The following is a 14,438-nucleotide window of genomic DNA, read 5'->3' as shown; positions in this document are numbered from 1 at the left end:
AATCCGCTCCCCCACCCTACATGACGGAGATGCAACCCATGGGCCACACCCTGATCCTCGATACCTCCCGACCGCACGAGAGCATGGACGCCTACCTGGCGGAGCCCGAAGGCACGCCCAAGGGCGGGATCGTGGTCATCCAGGAGATCTTCGGCGTCAACGCCCATATCCGCGGCGTGGCCGACCGCTTTGCGCGGGAGGGCTACGTCGCCATCGCACCGTCCCTCTTCGACCCCGTTGAAAAGGGCGCGGAACTGGGATACGACCAGGACGGCGTACAGAAGGGCCTGAAGATGGTCGCCGAGCTGGGCCTGCTACGCCCCACCCAGGACGTCGGGATCGCGGCGGCGCTCATCGCCGACCGCTACAAGGTGAAGGTCGGGACCGTGGGCTACTGCTGGGGCGGCACCGTCGCCATGCTCGCGGCGCTGCGCCTCGGCCTGCCCTCGGCAAGCTACTACGGCGCCCGCAACGCACCGTTCCTCACCGAGCCGGCGAAGGCCAACGTCATCTTCCACTTCGGCGAACGCGACCACTCGATTCCGCCCGAGGTGGTGGAGAAGCACCGCGAGCTTAAGCCCGACATGGATACCTGGGTCTACCCGGCCGATCACGGCTTCAACCGCGAAGTGGGGCCCACCTACGACGAGCCCAGTGCAAAGCTCGCCATGGAGCGCACGCTGGCATTCTTCGCCCAGGAGCTCCAGTGAGCGACGCGTTCGCGCTGGATGCGCGACTGGCCGCCGACACCGTTGCCGTCGGCGACCTGCCCGTGTGCCGTGTGCTGCTGATGCGGGACCGCCGCTATCCCTGGCTGGTGCTCGTTCCGAGGCAACCGGGCATGGTGGAGGTGGCGGATCTCGCCGAGGCCGATCGCGCGGCACTATGGCGCGAGGTAGATCTGGCGGGTGCGGCGCTGCGGTCCGTCGCGCCGTGCGACAAGCTCAACATCGGCGCACTGGGAAACATCGTGCGCCAGTTGCACGTGCATGTGATCGCGCGCGTGGAGGGCGATGCGGCGTGGCCGGGGCCGGTGTGGGGGCATGGCCAGGCCGAGGCATACGGTGAGGGCGAAGCATCCCGAGTGCTGGAAGCCTTGAAGGGTCTGCTAGCTCTCTGAGGGAGCTGCCTCGTCTTGTGGGAGCCGGCTATGCCGGCGATCCCGCGCGACAGCGGGCACGCTTGCCGCAAGCATCCATCGCCACTGAAGCGGCTCCCACGCATGGCGAGGGAGCCGCCGATCGGTTTCGGTTTCGGTTTACTGCTGCGTCTGCGAGTCGTAGGCGCCGCTGGACGCTTCCTTGCCCTGCATGCGATCCGGCAGTGCCGCCTTGTGCGGGGTGTCTTCGAGCTGACGGGCCTTTTCTTCCACGGCGTTCAGGCGAACCAGTTCGCCCTTCTTGTCGTAGTAGACGGCAAAGCCGTAGTCCAGCTGCATGCGAGCCAGGAAGCCCAGGTGGTTGTCGCGGATCTTGGACTCGTCGCTGGGCAGCACCAGCACCGTCTTCGGCAGCTTGCCCTGGTCCTTCAGGTAGGCGAAGTGGCTACCGGTATCGGCGGCGGAGAGCACGGCGCCGTCGACGAGGAACTGGCCGCTCTTGTACGCCTTGATGGTGTAGTCGAACTGGCCCTGCTCCGCCGTGACGTGGTCGGACTTCGAGGCGCCACGATGGCAACCGGCCAAGACCAGCATGCTGGCGAGGAAGATCGCCGCGGCGCCGCGGGCCATCAGGGTGGGAACTCGGATCATGCGGTGTCTCCGTGGATCGGGTGTGGCGTGAAGAGGCAAGTCTACCGCGCAAGGGGTGTATGGCGACAAACCGGTGAGCGGGGCCAGCCGGCGGCCCTGTAGGAGCCGCTATAGCGGCGAGGGAAACTGGCCTCGCCGCTTCGGCGCACGAGGAGCGAACCTCGCCGCTTCATCGCTCTGTGGGCTTCTCGCCGCTATGGCGGCTCCCACAATGAGGGGGGTGTTCAGGTACTCGGCAAGGTGACGCCGCGCTGGCCCTGGTACTTGCCGCCGCGGTCGGCGTACGACACTTCGCATTCCTCGTCGGACTCGAGGAACAGCATCTGCGCCACGCCCTCGTTGGCGTAGATTTTCGCGGGCAACGGCGTGGTGTTGGAGAACTCCAGGGTGACGTGCCCCTCCCACTCCGGTTCGAGCGGCGTCACGTTCACGATGATGCCGCAGCGCGCGTAGGTGCTCTTGCCCAGGCAGATCGTGAGTACCTTGCGCGGAATGCGGAAGTACTCGACGGTGCGTGCGAGGGCGAAGGAATTCGGCGGAATGATGCAGACGTCGGACTTGATGTCGACGAAGCTGCGCTCGTCGAACGCCTTGGGATCGACGATCGTGGAATTGATGTTCGTGAAGACCTTGAACTCATCCGCGCAACGGACGTCGTAGCCGTAGCTGGACGTGCCGTAGGAAACCAGACGGTGGCCGTCCCGCTCCTTGACCTGGCCTGGAGCGAACGGCTCGATCATGCCGTGCTCCGCGGCCATGCGGCGGATCCACTTGTCGGACTTGATGCTCAATGCTGTCTCTCCCTCGCTGGAGCCGGAAAGGTATAGGAACGTCGCCGAACGCGCTACCGGAGCCCGCTCAGGTGTTCTGGATGACGATCTTGGGAAAGCCGATGGCCTTATTGCGCGCCTGCAGGGAAAGCCTGGCGGCCGTGGCGCGGGCGATGGCCCGATAGCGCATGGCCAGGTCCGAGTCCGGCATGGCGGCCACCGTGGGCCTTCCTTCGTCCGCCTGTTCGCGGATGCGGATGTCCAGCGGCAGGTCGCCGAGGTAGGGAATGCCGGCCTCGGCCGCCATTCGCGCGCCGCCGCCATGGCCGAAGATGTGTTCCTCGTGTCCGCACTGGGTGCAGACGTGGGTGGCCATGTTCTCCACCACGCCCAGGACCGGCACCTCCACCTTGCGGAACATGCCCAGGGCCTTGCGTGCGTCGAGCAGGGCGATGTCCTGGGGGGTGGTGACGATCACCGCGCCGGAGACGGGTACCTTCTGCGACAAGGTGAGCTGGATGTCGCCCGTGCCCGGCGGCAGGTCGATGATGAGGTAATCCAGCGCCTCCCAGCGCGTGTCGGTCAGGAGCTGCATGAGGGCCTGGGTGACCATGGGGCCGCGCCAGATCATGGGCGTGTCCTCGTCGATGAGGACCCCGATCGACATGGCCTGCAGACCGTGCGCGCGCATCGGCTCGATGCTCTTGCCGTCCGGCGAGACCGGCTTGCCGGCCAGGCCCAGCATACGCGGCTGGCTCGGACCGTAGATATCGGCGTCGAGGATGCCGACCGTCGCGCCCTCGGCGGCCAGCGCCAGCGCCAGGTTCACCGACACCGTGGACTTGCCCACCCCGCCCTTGCCCGAGGCGACCGCGACGATGTTCTTCACGCCCGGCAACGGGGCGAGCTGGCCCTGCACCTTGTGGGCGTGCACGCGCCAGGCCACCGACACGGCCGCGGCCGAGATCGCCGGATCGGCCTCGAGCGCCGCCTTCGCCTCGGCGGCGGCGAGTTCGACGTAGCCGGCCGCCGGGTAGCCGAGCAGGATATCGACCGAGATCCGGTCGCCATCCACGCCGACGGCACGCACGGACGCGCCCAGCGGCTGGCCCGAATGGGGGTCGATGATGCGGTCGAGGATGCCGCGGACGAGGGTTTCGCTGGCCTGGGTCATAAGGGGGATGGGGAAATTCTGAGACTTCCCATTATGTAGGACTGCGCCCTGCGCCGACAGTTTTTCGCCTCGCCCCCCTCAGCGGCGCGCGAGCCGCCAGGCCCGGCCCCAAAAGAGGCGGCGCGCCGGGTACGTTCCGGCAGCCGCCCTCTCCGTCTGGCGCGATGCAGCTTGACGGCCGCCACGGCCCTCGTCAGGCTCGGCCATACCTGACCGTATGGGAAGCCCGGAAGCCTATGAAATCCTTGATCCGCACGACCCTTGCCCTCGCCCTGGCCGCGAGCGCCCTTCCCGTCCTGGCCGCCAACGACACCCCTGTGGGCAAGTGGAAGACGATCGACGACAAGACCCACGAAGTGAAGTCCATCGTGGAAATCAGCGAAAACGGCGGATTGCTCGAAGGCAAGGTGGTGCAGGTGCTGAAGTCGGAGCACGGTCCGCACCCGGTCTGCGCCAAATGCGACGGCGAGCGCAAGAACAAGCCTATCGAAGGCATGACCATCATGTGGGGCCTGAAGAAGGACGGCGACGAGTGGTCCGGCGGCCAGATCCTCGACCCGGCCAAGGGCAAGATCTACAAAGTCACGCTGAAGCTGATGGACGGCGGCAGCAAGCTCGACGTGCACGGCTACATCGGTTTCTCCCTCATCGGCCGCAGCCAGGAATGGATTCGTCAGGAATAGCCTGTGGGAGCCGCTATAGCGGCGAGAAGCCGACGAAGCGATGACGCGGCGGGGTCACATGCCATAATCCCCGGTCCCACAGCCGACCGTGCGAATCATGGCCCGCCGCATCCTCGTCACCAACGCCCTCCCCTATGCCAACGGCCCGCTGCACCTGGGCCACATGCTCGGCTACATCCAGGCCGACATCTGGGCGAGGGCGCAGCGAATGCAGGGCAACGAGGTATGGTACGTAGCCGGCGAGGACGCGCACGGCACGCCGATCATGCTCGCCGCCGAAAAGGCGGGGAAGTCGCCCGAGGATTACATCGCGGCCATCCGGGCCGGCCACGAGGCCGACTTCACGGACTTCCATTTCAGCTACGACCAGTACCACACCACGCACTCGCCGGAGAACCGGGAACTCGCGACCGCGATCTACACGCGGCTGCGCGACGGCGGCTACATCGCCCGCCGCGACATCCAGCAGCTGTACGATCCCGAGCGCGACATGTTCCTGCCCGACCGCTACATCAAGGGCACCTGCCCCGTCTGCGGCACGCCGGACCAGTACGGCGACAACTGCGAGAACTGTGGCGCCACCTACGCGCCGACGGAGCTGCTGAATCCCTATTCGGTCATGTCGGGCGCCACGCCGATCCTGCGCGATTCCGAGCACTACTTCTTCGAACTGGGCAAGTTCGAGACCCTGCTCCGCGACTGGTTCGGCGGCAGGTTCACCGGCGGCAAGCCGGTCGCCAACGCGGGCGTCGCCGCGAAACTGGCCGAATGGCTGGATGGGGGCCTGCGCGACTGGGACATCTCCCGCGACGCGCCCTACTTCGGTTTTCCGATTCCGGACGCGCCGGGCAAGTTCTTCTACGTGTGGCTCGACGCGCCCGTGGGTTACCTTGCCTCGTTCAAGGCCCTGTGCGAGCGCACCGACCTGCGCTTCGACGACTTCCTCGGCCCCGACAGCACGGCCGAGATGCACCATTTCATCGGCAAGGACATCATCAACTTCCACGGCCTGTTCTGGCCCGCGATGCTGCATGGGGCGGGGATGCGCACGCCCACCGCGCTGCACGTGAACGGGTACCTGACGGTCAACGGCGCGAAGATGTCCAAGTCGCGCGGCACCTTCATCCAGGCGCGCACCTACCTGGACAGCGGCCTGGACCCTGAAGCGCTGCGTTACTACTTCGCCACCATGCTTACCGAGAATCCGGTGGACGTGGACCTCGACCTGAAGTCGTTCGAGGAGCGGGTGAACTCGCACCTCGTCGGCAAATGGGTGAACATCGCCAGCCGCACGGCGGGTTTCCTGCATTCGCACTTCGACGGAAAGCTGGCCGACCGCTTCGAGGAGCCCATGTCGGCCTGGTGGCCGAATTTCCTCCGGGCCTACGACGAGACCGTCGCCCTTTACGACAGCGGCGACCTGGCCGAAGTGTGCCGCCGCTTCGTCGCGCTCGCCGACGATGCCAATGGCTACATCGCCGCGGTGGCACCGTGGAAGCTGGCGAAGGACGAGAGCCGCCGCGACGAACTGCAACAGATCTGTACGCTGGCGATCCACGTCTTCCGCCTGCTTGCCAGCCTGATCAAGCCGATCCTGCCGAAGACGGTGGCGATGGCCGAGGATTTCCTCGGTGCGCCGGTGGAGCATTTCGCCGATGCCCGCCGCGAACTCTTCGGCCACAGCGTCAACGGATTCTCGCCGCTCTTCGGCCGCCTCGATCCGAAGAAGATCGAAGCCATGGTCGAATCGTCGAAGGAATCCCTCTCCCCCGCGGAACAGGCCAAGGCCGTCGCCGCGGAAGCCAAACCCGCAAAGAAAGCCAAAGAAGCTCCGAAAGCCATGACCGACGCCACCACTGAAACCGCCACCATTTCCATCGACGACTTCGCCAAGCTCGACCTGCGCATCGGCAAGGTCGAGGCCTGCGAATTCGTGGACGGCTCGGACAAGCTCCTGCGCTTCGAACTCGATGCCGGTCCGCTCGGCAAGCGCCAGATCTTCTCGGGCATCCGCGCCGCCTACGGCGAGCCGGAGAAACTCGTCGGCCGCAACGTCGTCTTCATCGCCAACCTCGCGCCGCGCAAGATGCGCTTCGGCCTTTCCGAGGGGATGATCCTCTCGGCCGGCGACGGCGGCGCGGACCTCTTCCTGCTCGACGCCGACCAGGGCGCGGCGCCGGGCGCCACCGTGCGCTGATCCGGCCATCCGGCCGCGCCAGCCATGACGCCCACGCTCGCCGACCGCATCGACGACCTGCTGCCGCAGACGCAGTGCGAGCAATGCGGTTTCCACGGCTGCCGTCCCTACGCTGAAGCCATCGCCGCCGGCGAGGCCGCGATCGACCGCTGCCCGCCCGGCGGTGCCGCCGGCATCGCACGGCTGGCCGCCCTGCTCGACCGTCCCGTGCTGCCGCTGGATGCGTCGCGCGGCATCGAGAAGCCGCGCACGCTGGCCCGCATCGTGGAGGCGGACTGCATCGGCTGCACGAAGTGCATCCAGGTGTGCCCGGTCGACGCCATCGTCGGTTCGTCGAAACAGATGCACACGGTCGTGGCCGACCTGTGCACCGGTTGCGAGCTCTGCGTACCCGCGTGCCCCGTGGACTGCATCGTCCTCGATCCCATGCCGCAGGCACAGGCGGACGACCGCGTGCATGCCGACGCGGCACGCCGGCGCTTCCAGCGGCGCGAGCGACGACTGGCCCGAGAGCGCGACGCGCGCGACCGCCAGCTCGCCGCCAGCAAGGTGGACGTGGCGGCACCCGCGGCGAAGAACGCCGTGCTCGAGGCACTCGCCCGCGCGAAAGCCAGGAAAAAGGACAACCCGTGAAAAAGGCCGACGTGGTCGAGATGTTCAGCCGCCTGCGCGAACTGAACCCGCATCCGAAGACCGAACTCGAATACACCACGCCTTTCGAACTGCTGACCGCCGTGGCGCTCTCGGCGCAGGCCACCGACGTGGGCGTGAACAAGGCCACGCGCAAGCTCTTCCCCGTGGCGAACACGCCGCAGAAGATCCTCGACCTGGGACTGGAAAAGCTGAAGGGTTACATCAGCACCATCGGCCTCTACAACAACAAGGCGAAGAACCTGATCGCCATGAGCCGGATCCTCGTGGACCGCCATGCGGGCGAGGTGCCGACCTCGCGCGAGGCGCTCGAGGAATTGCCCGGCGTGGGCCGGAAGACGGCGAACGTCGTGCTCAACACCGCCTTCGGTCAACCCACCATCGCCGTGGACACGCACATCTTCCGCGTGGCGAACCGCACTGGTCTGGCACCGGGACCGGACGTGCGCAAGGTCGAGGACAAGCTTGAGAAAGCGATCCCGAAGGAATTCATCCAGGACGCGCACCACTGGCTGATCCTGCACGGACGCTACGTCTGCAAGGCGCGCAAGCCGGATTGCCCCGCCTGCGCGATCGTCGACCTCTGCGCGTACAAGCACAAGACGAAGCCGGACTGAGCCGGGAAACCGGCCCGGTCAACGCCACCGTGCGGGGATCGGCCATGCCGGCCCCACAAGGTTTCTTTCGGTCCCCCTCTTCTGTAGGAGCCGCTATAGCGGCGAGGAAAATCTTGCCAATCCGCCGCAAGCTCCGCTCGCCGCCATAGCGGCTCCTACATATCCGGCATCGACGATGTCACGCCGCGCGCCTGGAGCCCTCCACGCGCCTTCCCAGCTCCTGCCAGTCCACCACCAGTTCGCACCCGCGCTTCGAGGCGTTCCTGCCCCATTCGCGCAGCAGTTCCAGCGACGCCTGGTCGATGTGGTGCAGCCGGTCCAGCATGACCGAGAGGCGCGTGTTCGGCGGAATGCGTTCCAACGTGCGCGCCATCGTCGGCACCTTGAGGAAGGTGGCCGAACCCTCGAGGCGCAAGGTGGCGGTGCCCGGCTCGTCGTGGTGGGTCACATCCATCTTCAGCTTCGACGACAGCAAGGCCAGGCGCAGCAGCGACATGCCGAAGCCGACGATCACGCCGGTGAGCAGGTCGGTCGCGACGATGGCGACCGTGGTGGCCACGTAGACCGCCGCGGTGCCCTTGCCGTACACGGCGAGGTCCTTGATCTGCTTCGGATTGACCATCTTCACGCCGGTGTACACGAGGATGCCGGCAAGGCACGACACCGGCGTCATCCGCATCAGCCAGGGCAACAGCATGACGAAGCCGAGCAGCCAGCCGCCATGCAGGATGGCGGCCATGCGGGTGGCCGAGCCAGCCTGCACGTTTGCCGCGCTACGCACGATCACACCGGTCATCGGCAACGCGCCGAGGAAGCCGCAGATCAGGTTGCCTACGCCTTGTGCCGTGAGTTCGCGGTCGAAGTTGGTACGCGCCCCATCGTGCATGCGGTCCACCGCGGCCGCCGAGAGCAGCGTCTCCGCACTGGCGATGAAGGCGAAGGTGGCCGCGGCAACCAGCAGCGTGGCGTCGAACACGCCGAACAGGCTACCGGCGGTCGGAAGGCTCACCGCCGAGAACAGGTTGGACGGTACGTCCACCCGCTTCACGTCGAAGGCGCCGATCTGCGCGACCGCCGTCATCGCCACGACGGCGAGCAGCGCGCCGGGGATGAAGCGGAGCTTCGCCGGCCGCAGCTTCTCCCAGCCGAGCATGATCGCGATGGTGCCGAGGCCGATCATGAGCGCGCCGGGTGTCTGTCCACCACCCGTGCCGGTGACCGTCTCCCACGCCGCCGCCGGGAGGGCGGCGAAGTTCTCGAGACCGCGTGCCTTCGGAATGGCGTCGAGCAGCACATGCGACTGCGAGGCGACGATGAGGATGCCGATGCCCGACAACATGCCCGCCACCACGGCCGGCGAGGTCATGCGGAACCAGACCCCCACCCGGCAGAGGCCGGCGACGACCTGGATCAGGCCGGCCAGCAGCACGACGGGACCGAGGGCGGCCACGCCGTGCTCGCGCACCAGCTCGAAGACGAGCACGGCCAGGCCCGCCGCCGGACCGCTGACCTGCAGCGGCGATCCGGCAATGGCACCCACGACGAGGCCGCCCACGATGCCCGTGATCAGACCCGCGCTGGGCGGCATGCCGGAGGCGATGGCGATACCCATGCACAACGGCAAGGCGACAAGAAAGACGACCACCGATCCAAGGAGGTCGCGGCCAAAAAGGCCTTGAGAAAAATAGCTGCGCATGATGGATCCTTAAGCGGCGGAGGCGACCGGCGCCGGCGTCGAGAAACGCGCGTGCGGGGTGGCATCCGGCACGTTTCCGTCGCCTGAGAGCAGGGGACGGAAACGGCCTTCGGCCGGATCGAAGGCGGTGATCTCCGTCTTCGCGATGTCGTAGATCCAGCCGTGGATGCGCAGGCTGCCATTCGCCATCGCGGCGGCGACGGCCGGCAACGTACGCAGGTGTTCCAGCTGGCCGACGACGTTTTCCTCGGTGAGGTAGCGCAGGCCTTCCTCGCCCTGGATCGTGGGCCGGTTCTCGGCCACCACATAGCGCGCCACGTCGGCATGCTTGAGCCACTGCTCCACGGAAGGCTTGCCCTTGAGCGCGGCCGGGTTCTGCAGCGCCTTCATGGCACCGCAATCGGAATGACCGCAGATGACGATGTGCTTCATCTTGAGGGCAGTGACCGCATATTCGATGGCGGCGACGACGCCGCTCACGTGCTGCGCATACGGAGGAACGATATTGCCGACGTTGCGGTAGACGAACAGCTCGCCGGGCTGTGCCCCGAAGATCATTTCGGGCATCACGCGCGAATCGGCGCAGGTAATGAACATGGTGTGGGGAGTCTGCCCCGAAGCGAGGCGCGCGAAGAGGTCGCGCTGTTCGGCGGTCATGTGGCGGCGGAAATGATCGAAACCTTCGATGAGGCGTTCCATGACATGTTCCTTTTTTTATTTGCGTTGGGAAGTGACGGCCGCACAGGCAGCCGCCGGCGCCCGGCGATGTGCCGGTAGCGCGGGGAAAAGGGGTGGGGGGTGAAACGGGCGCGCAGACGCGCGCCGGGATCAGGCGATCGGAGGACGCAGTTCGGAACTGCGTGCGTGCGCGTGGGGCGGAGGCACAAGGCCAGGAGGCCGGCCCGGATGGAGCCGCGGCATGTTCACCGCATGCTCGGGCGGGACGTCGAAGCTGTCGTCGAGGCCGCTGTTGTTGTCCTCGAGCGACAAGCGCAGGCCTTCGTCGCCGGGATCGGCCGGGTCGCTCCCGGCATCCGCGTACAAGGCGACGGCGACCGTGTCGGTCACATCAGGGCAGGACATCGCCTGGACACCGGCGCACGCGACGAACAGCGCGAGGAACACGAGGAACGTGCTCGCGAGGCGTCGAATGGAAGGGGCCGGGAAGCGCTTCATTCGCCGGAAGCTACGGAGTGGATATGACAGATGCAAGAGGGATCGGGACGCCGGTTCAGGCTCGCTCCGCGCAAACGGCGCGGAGCCCCATGCCTTGCGGTCTTCCGGATTCGTGGACGTCGAATCCCCCGGTCGTTTCGTTCAGCGGGCGACGTCGCGAGGGCATGCCGGGTGGTTGAGACGATTCGTAAAACCCTTAAAAAAACGGCGGGCTTGCGCCCGCCGTCCGTTTCGTCCCTGAGTCGAACTCCCTTCCGATACCGGTCAGAAGCTGAGCTGGCCCCAGAAACCGACTTCGTCGGTCTTGTAGTGGTACGGGGTGGCGTACGGGCCATCGAGACGGTTGTGCTTGTAGACCAGCGCGAGCTTCAGGTTCTTCAGGATGTCGTACGACACACCGGCGTTGTAGTACTTGTCCTTAAGCTCACGCTCGCTGTCGGCGACCGTCGTGTACTTGTAGCTGACGCGGTCGTAACGGGCGAACACGGCCCACTGCGGATCGAAGTGCCAGTCGGCCCAGAGCGAGTAACCGTCGGCCTTGTCCTTGATCGAGAGCGGAGCCGGCGCCGTGCCCTGGTACTTCAGGATGTCGTCCCAGTTCTCGGAGTGGAAGTACTCCACGCCAGCACCGAAGGTCTTGTCGCGCCACGCCACGAGGGCGTCGCCGCGGGAGGCCGTGCGGGTCGGGGCGCCGTTCTCGACATCGTTGCCACGCTTGCCGGTGTAACCGCCGACGGCGATGACCATCTGCTCGATCGGCGAGTAGCCGAAGCGGGCTTCCGCATCCACGCTCTTCGAGCGGCTCAGGTTGCGGTAGCCGCGGCCGTTGACGACCGACACCTGGTAGTTGATCGAGTTGTCGCCGGTCGTCGCGCCGAGGGCATGCAGACCCCAGTCGGACGAGTTGCCGAACGCGCCCACGCCGCCGGCGGTGGCGGTGCCGCCACTGCGACCGCCTTCGAACGAGCGGTCGGTGATGGTGTTCTCGACGTAGCGGTAGCCATACCACTTCTCGACGAACGGGATCCAGGGCATGTCGGTCGCGCCGAAGCGGACGGTGAAGAGCGGATCGAACTTGCCCTGCACGTAGGCTTTCTTCACGAACAGGCTGGTGGACGACAGCGACGACTGGTAGCTGAAGTCGGTGGTCAGGTTGGCCGACCAGATATCGTCGAAGGTGTGGTCGACGACCAGGTAGAAGCGCTTGACGTCGAAGCCGGTACCGTTGGTGGAGCCGTGGCCGTCCTTCGTCTGGTTCGGGCCGTTGCCGACCTTCTCCTTATGAGTCATGTCGGTCACGTCGAAGAACATCGTGCCGCCGATGTGGGTGTTGTCCACGATCTTGGCGAGCTTGTCGACCCTCTTGGTCAGGTCGTCGGTCGGCTTCGCTGCGGCCACCTGGACCTCGTTCACGGCCTTGGCCGTCTCGATCTGCGCGTCGGCCTGGGCTTCCTGCTTGCTCTCGAGTTCGGCCACCTTGGCCTGGAGGGCGGCGAGCTGCGCCTGCAGCTGCTGGAGGGTGGCGGCGTCGACCGAGACCCGGGCCGGCTGCTGCGACTTCGGCGTCGCGGCGAGGGCCGAGAAGCTGGTCACGCCCAGACCGGCGGCGATGGCCACCGTGAGCAACTTGGAACGCATGGGATGTCTCCGCTGAAAGTGAGGAATGGCTGTTGGCGTGTGTGAACCCCTGAGTCCGTTTGAGGTTTTTCTGTACGAAATTCCTCAAAGGGGCCAACGGCGCGAAGAATGGGCCGCCGGCTTTACCGTTCCATGCCTTTTTTGTTACAGATCGACGACACGCGCACATTCGCTTAACGAACATGCCCCTGGCCCAGGGGCACTCAGCCCCCGGGGGCTGATATCCTTCGCGGATGGATACAACGAGCAACAGCACCGCTTCGACCATGGCCGGGCGGTTCAGGGGATTCCTTCCAGTCATCGTCGACGTCGAAACCGGCGGCTTCGAGGCCGAGCGGGACGCCCTGCTCGAGATCGCCGTCGTGCCCATCGCCATGGAGCCCTCGGGGTTCCTGGTTCCCCAGCCGGCGGTGGCCGCGAACGTCGAACCGTTCCCGGGAGCGAATATCGACCCGCGGTCCCTGGAAGTGACAGGCATCGACCCCGACCACCCGTTTCGCGGTGCCCTGCCCGAGCGGCAGGCGCTGGACCATGTATTCAACGCGGTGCGCGAGGCGGTGCGGGTCGCCGGATGCCAGCGCGCGGTGCTGGTGGGGCACAACGCGGCCTTCGACCTCGGCTTCCTCAACGCGGCCGTCCGCCGCGTCGGTCACAAGCGGAACCCGTTCCATCCCTTCAGCTGCTTCGACACCGCCACCCTCGGCGGCCTGGCCTATGGCCAGACGGTGTTGAGCAAGGCGGTACTGGCGGCCGGACTCACCTTCGACACCCGCGAAGCCCATTCGGCCATCTACGACGCCGAACGCACGGCCGAGCTGTTCTGCGAAATCGTCAACCGCTGGCGCCGGCTCGAACTCACCGAGCGCGAACAGACGGCCCCGCTCATCGCTTGAGCCTTTTCGTAAGTTGCTAATATGACACCAAAATGGCTGGTGTCATCAGTCTGCAACATTCAGTACGTCTCATTGCAACACGGCAGGGCTGGAATACGGCCCCGGGCGGGCTTCGTCCGACACTCTTTCCATCGAGGGGATTTCTCCGTGTTCACACGCAAACTTCGCATTGCCGCGCTGGTCGCCGCTTCGCTCTTCGGCATGTCCGCCGTGCAGGCCACCGACATCACCGGTGCCGGCTCCAGCTTCGTCTATCCCGTCCTCTCCAAGTGGTCGGCGAAGTACGCCGAAACGACCGGTAACAAGATCAACTACCAGTCCGTCGGTTCGGGCGCGGGTATCGCCCAGATCAAGGAAGGCACCATCGATTTCGGCGCTTCCGACGCCCCGCTCAGCAGCGAGGACCTGACCAAGTTCGGCCTCGGCCAGTTCCCGAGCGTCGTCGGCGGCATCGTGCCGATCGTGAACCTGCAGGGCGTGACCGCCGGCCAGCTGAAGCTCACCGGCCCCGTGCTCGCCGACATCTTCATGGGCAAGGTCGCCCGCTGGAACGACCCGGCCATCGCCGCGCTCAACCCGGGCGTCAAGCTCCCGGACGTCAAGGTCACGGTCGTGCACCGTTCGGACGGTTCCGGCACCTCGTTCAACTTCACCAACTACCTGTCGAAGGTGAGCAACGAGTGGGCTTCGAAGGTGAAGTTCGGCACCGCCGTCGATTGGCCGACCGGCGTGGGCGGCAAGGGTAACGAGGGCGTTTCGCAGTACGTCCGCCAGATCCCGGGCTCGATCGGCTATGTCGAATACGCCTATGCGAAGAAGAACAAGATCTCCTACGCGCAGATGCAGAACGCCGCGGGTAAGTGGGTGCAGCCGACCGCCGAGACCTTCGGTGCGGCCGCCGCCACGGCCGACTGGGCTTCCGCGAAGGACTTCAACCTGATCATGACGAACGCCGCTGGCGATCAGGCCTGGCCGATCACGGCGACCACGTGGATCATCATGTACAAGAAGTCGAAGAACCCGTCGCACACCAAGGTGGCGTTCGATTTCTTCAAGTTCGCCTTCGACAAGGGCCAGGCCGACGCCGCCTCGCTCGACTACGTGGCCCTGCCGACCTCGCTGACCCAGAAGATCCAGGCCTACTGGAACTCGGACTTCAACAAGTAAGACATGGCGATCCGACCGGCCGGTGA

Annotated in this window: 15 protein-coding genes; 8 read left to right on the top strand and 7 right to left on the bottom strand. The window is 66.1% G+C overall.

Annotation, left to right across the window (positions count from 1 at the left end; genetic code table 11):
* Positions 1-38 precede the first annotated feature (38 nt).
* Complete coding sequence (locus tag HBF32_RS01485; RefSeq protein WP_166697865.1) at positions 39-710, top strand: dienelactone hydrolase family protein; 672 nt, start codon at positions 39-41, stop codon at positions 708-710.
* Positions 707-1,120: an HIT domain-containing protein gene (locus tag HBF32_RS01480; protein WP_166697864.1), complete on the top strand. Its 414-nt coding sequence runs from the start codon at positions 707-709 to the stop codon at positions 1,118-1,120. Before HBF32_RS01485 ends, HBF32_RS01480 begins: the two co-directional genes overlap by 4 nt.
* A gap of 138 nt (positions 1,121-1,258) precedes the next feature.
* Here HBF32_RS01480 and HBF32_RS01475 read toward each other — a convergent pair whose 3' ends face one another.
* From HBF32_RS01475 to apbC, 3 genes are all read right to left on the bottom strand, one after another.
* Positions 1,259-1,750, bottom strand: coding sequence for a hypothetical protein (locus HBF32_RS01475; protein WP_166697863.1), 492 nt, complete (start codon positions 1,748-1,750; stop codon positions 1,259-1,261).
* Positions 1,751-1,974: 224 nt separating this feature from the next.
* Positions 1,975-2,541, bottom strand: a complete 567-nt coding sequence (gene dcd, locus HBF32_RS01470) for a dCTP deaminase (protein ID WP_089973877.1) — start codon at positions 2,539-2,541, stop codon at positions 1,975-1,977.
* A gap of 67 nt (positions 2,542-2,608) precedes the next feature.
* Entirely contained in the window at positions 2,609-3,694 is a 1,086-nt protein-coding gene (apbC, locus tag HBF32_RS01465) for an iron-sulfur cluster carrier protein ApbC (RefSeq protein WP_166697862.1), read from the bottom strand.
* A gap of 236 nt (positions 3,695-3,930) precedes the next feature.
* Here apbC and HBF32_RS01460 point away from each other — a divergent pair, with 236 nt between their 5' ends.
* From HBF32_RS01460 to nth, 4 genes are all read left to right on the top strand, one after another.
* Entirely contained in the window at positions 3,931-4,377 is a 447-nt protein-coding gene (locus HBF32_RS01460; protein ID WP_166697861.1) for a DUF2147 domain-containing protein, read from the top strand.
* A gap of 97 nt (positions 4,378-4,474) precedes the next feature.
* The gene (metG, locus tag HBF32_RS01455) at positions 4,475-6,574 is read left to right on the top strand and encodes a methionine--tRNA ligase (protein ID WP_166697860.1); all 2,100 of its coding nucleotides are present in this window, start codon (positions 4,475-4,477) and stop codon (positions 6,572-6,574) included.
* A 24-nt stretch (positions 6,575-6,598) separates the two neighbouring features.
* A complete protein-coding gene (gene rsxB / locus HBF32_RS01450; protein WP_166697859.1) occupies positions 6,599-7,207 on the top strand; it encodes an electron transport complex subunit RsxB in 609 nt (202 codons plus the stop codon).
* A 20-nt stretch (positions 7,208-7,227) separates the two neighbouring features.
* Positions 7,228-7,842: an endonuclease III gene (gene nth / locus HBF32_RS01445; protein WP_166700396.1), complete on the top strand. Its 615-nt coding sequence runs from the start codon at positions 7,228-7,230 to the stop codon at positions 7,840-7,842.
* A gap of 178 nt (positions 7,843-8,020) precedes the next feature.
* On the opposite strand, the gene HBF32_RS01440 is transcribed toward nth, so the two are convergent.
* The 4 genes from HBF32_RS01440 to HBF32_RS01425 form a co-directional block, all read right to left on the bottom strand.
* Positions 8,021-9,538: a SulP family inorganic anion transporter gene (locus HBF32_RS01440; RefSeq protein ID WP_166697858.1), complete on the bottom strand. Its 1,518-nt coding sequence runs from the start codon at positions 9,536-9,538 to the stop codon at positions 8,021-8,023.
* A 9-nt stretch (positions 9,539-9,547) separates the two neighbouring features.
* Entirely contained in the window at positions 9,548-10,237 is a 690-nt protein-coding gene (locus tag HBF32_RS01435; protein WP_166697857.1) for a carbonic anhydrase, read from the bottom strand.
* A gap of 129 nt (positions 10,238-10,366) precedes the next feature.
* Positions 10,367-10,714: a hypothetical protein gene (locus tag HBF32_RS01430; RefSeq protein WP_166697856.1), complete on the bottom strand. Its 348-nt coding sequence runs from the start codon at positions 10,712-10,714 to the stop codon at positions 10,367-10,369.
* Between the two features lie 264 nt (positions 10,715-10,978).
* The gene (locus HBF32_RS01425; RefSeq protein WP_166697855.1) at positions 10,979-12,352 is read right to left on the bottom strand and encodes a carbohydrate porin; all 1,374 of its coding nucleotides are present in this window, start codon (positions 12,350-12,352) and stop codon (positions 10,979-10,981) included.
* A gap of 233 nt (positions 12,353-12,585) precedes the next feature.
* Between HBF32_RS01425 and rnt the strand changes: the two genes are divergently transcribed.
* Together rnt and pstS are read left to right on the top strand one after the other, a co-directional pair.
* Positions 12,586-13,245, top strand: a complete 660-nt coding sequence (gene rnt, locus HBF32_RS01420; RefSeq protein ID WP_166697854.1) for a ribonuclease T — start codon at positions 12,586-12,588, stop codon at positions 13,243-13,245.
* Between the two features lie 147 nt (positions 13,246-13,392).
* A complete protein-coding gene (pstS, locus tag HBF32_RS01415; RefSeq protein WP_338039721.1) occupies positions 13,393-14,412 on the top strand; it encodes a phosphate ABC transporter substrate-binding protein PstS in 1,020 nt (339 codons plus the stop codon).
* Positions 14,413-14,438 lie beyond the last annotated feature (26 nt).

Source organism: Luteibacter yeojuensis, assembly GCF_011742875.1.
Taxonomy (GTDB): domain Bacteria; phylum Pseudomonadota; class Gammaproteobacteria; order Xanthomonadales; family Rhodanobacteraceae; genus Luteibacter; species Luteibacter yeojuensis.
Note: the sequence above shows the minus strand (reverse complement) of the source record. Positions and strands in the feature narration are given on the sequence as shown.

Excerpts from the sequence above, each read along its gene's own strand:
- HBF32_RS01485 (WP_166697865.1), top strand. The coding sequence starts at position 39 with ATGGGCCACACCCTGATCCTCGATACCTCCCGACCGCACGAGAGCATG.
- HBF32_RS01475 (WP_166697863.1), bottom strand. The coding sequence starts at position 1,750 with ATGATCCGAGTTCCCACCCTGATGGCCCGCGGCGCCGCGGCGATCTTC.
- apbC (WP_166697862.1), bottom strand. The coding sequence starts at position 3,694 with ATGACCCAGGCCAGCGAAACCCTCGTCCGCGGCATCCTCGACCGCATC.
- HBF32_RS01460 (WP_166697861.1), top strand. The coding sequence starts at position 3,931 with ATGAAATCCTTGATCCGCACGACCCTTGCCCTCGCCCTGGCCGCGAGC.
- metG (WP_166697860.1), top strand. The coding sequence starts at position 4,475 with ATGGCCCGCCGCATCCTCGTCACCAACGCCCTCCCCTATGCCAACGGC.
- rsxB (WP_166697859.1), top strand. The coding sequence starts at position 6,599 with ATGACGCCCACGCTCGCCGACCGCATCGACGACCTGCTGCCGCAGACG.
- nth (WP_166700396.1), top strand. The coding sequence starts at position 7,228 with ATGTTCAGCCGCCTGCGCGAACTGAACCCGCATCCGAAGACCGAACTC.
- HBF32_RS01440 (WP_166697858.1), bottom strand. The coding sequence starts at position 9,538 with ATGCGCAGCTATTTTTCTCAAGGCCTTTTTGGCCGCGACCTCCTTGGA.
- HBF32_RS01435 (WP_166697857.1), bottom strand. The coding sequence starts at position 10,237 with ATGGAACGCCTCATCGAAGGTTTCGATCATTTCCGCCGCCACATGACC.
- HBF32_RS01430 (WP_166697856.1), bottom strand. The coding sequence starts at position 10,714 with ATGAAGCGCTTCCCGGCCCCTTCCATTCGACGCCTCGCGAGCACGTTC.
- HBF32_RS01425 (WP_166697855.1), bottom strand. The coding sequence starts at position 12,352 with ATGCGTTCCAAGTTGCTCACGGTGGCCATCGCCGCCGGTCTGGGCGTG.
- rnt (WP_166697854.1), top strand. The coding sequence starts at position 12,586 with ATGGATACAACGAGCAACAGCACCGCTTCGACCATGGCCGGGCGGTTC.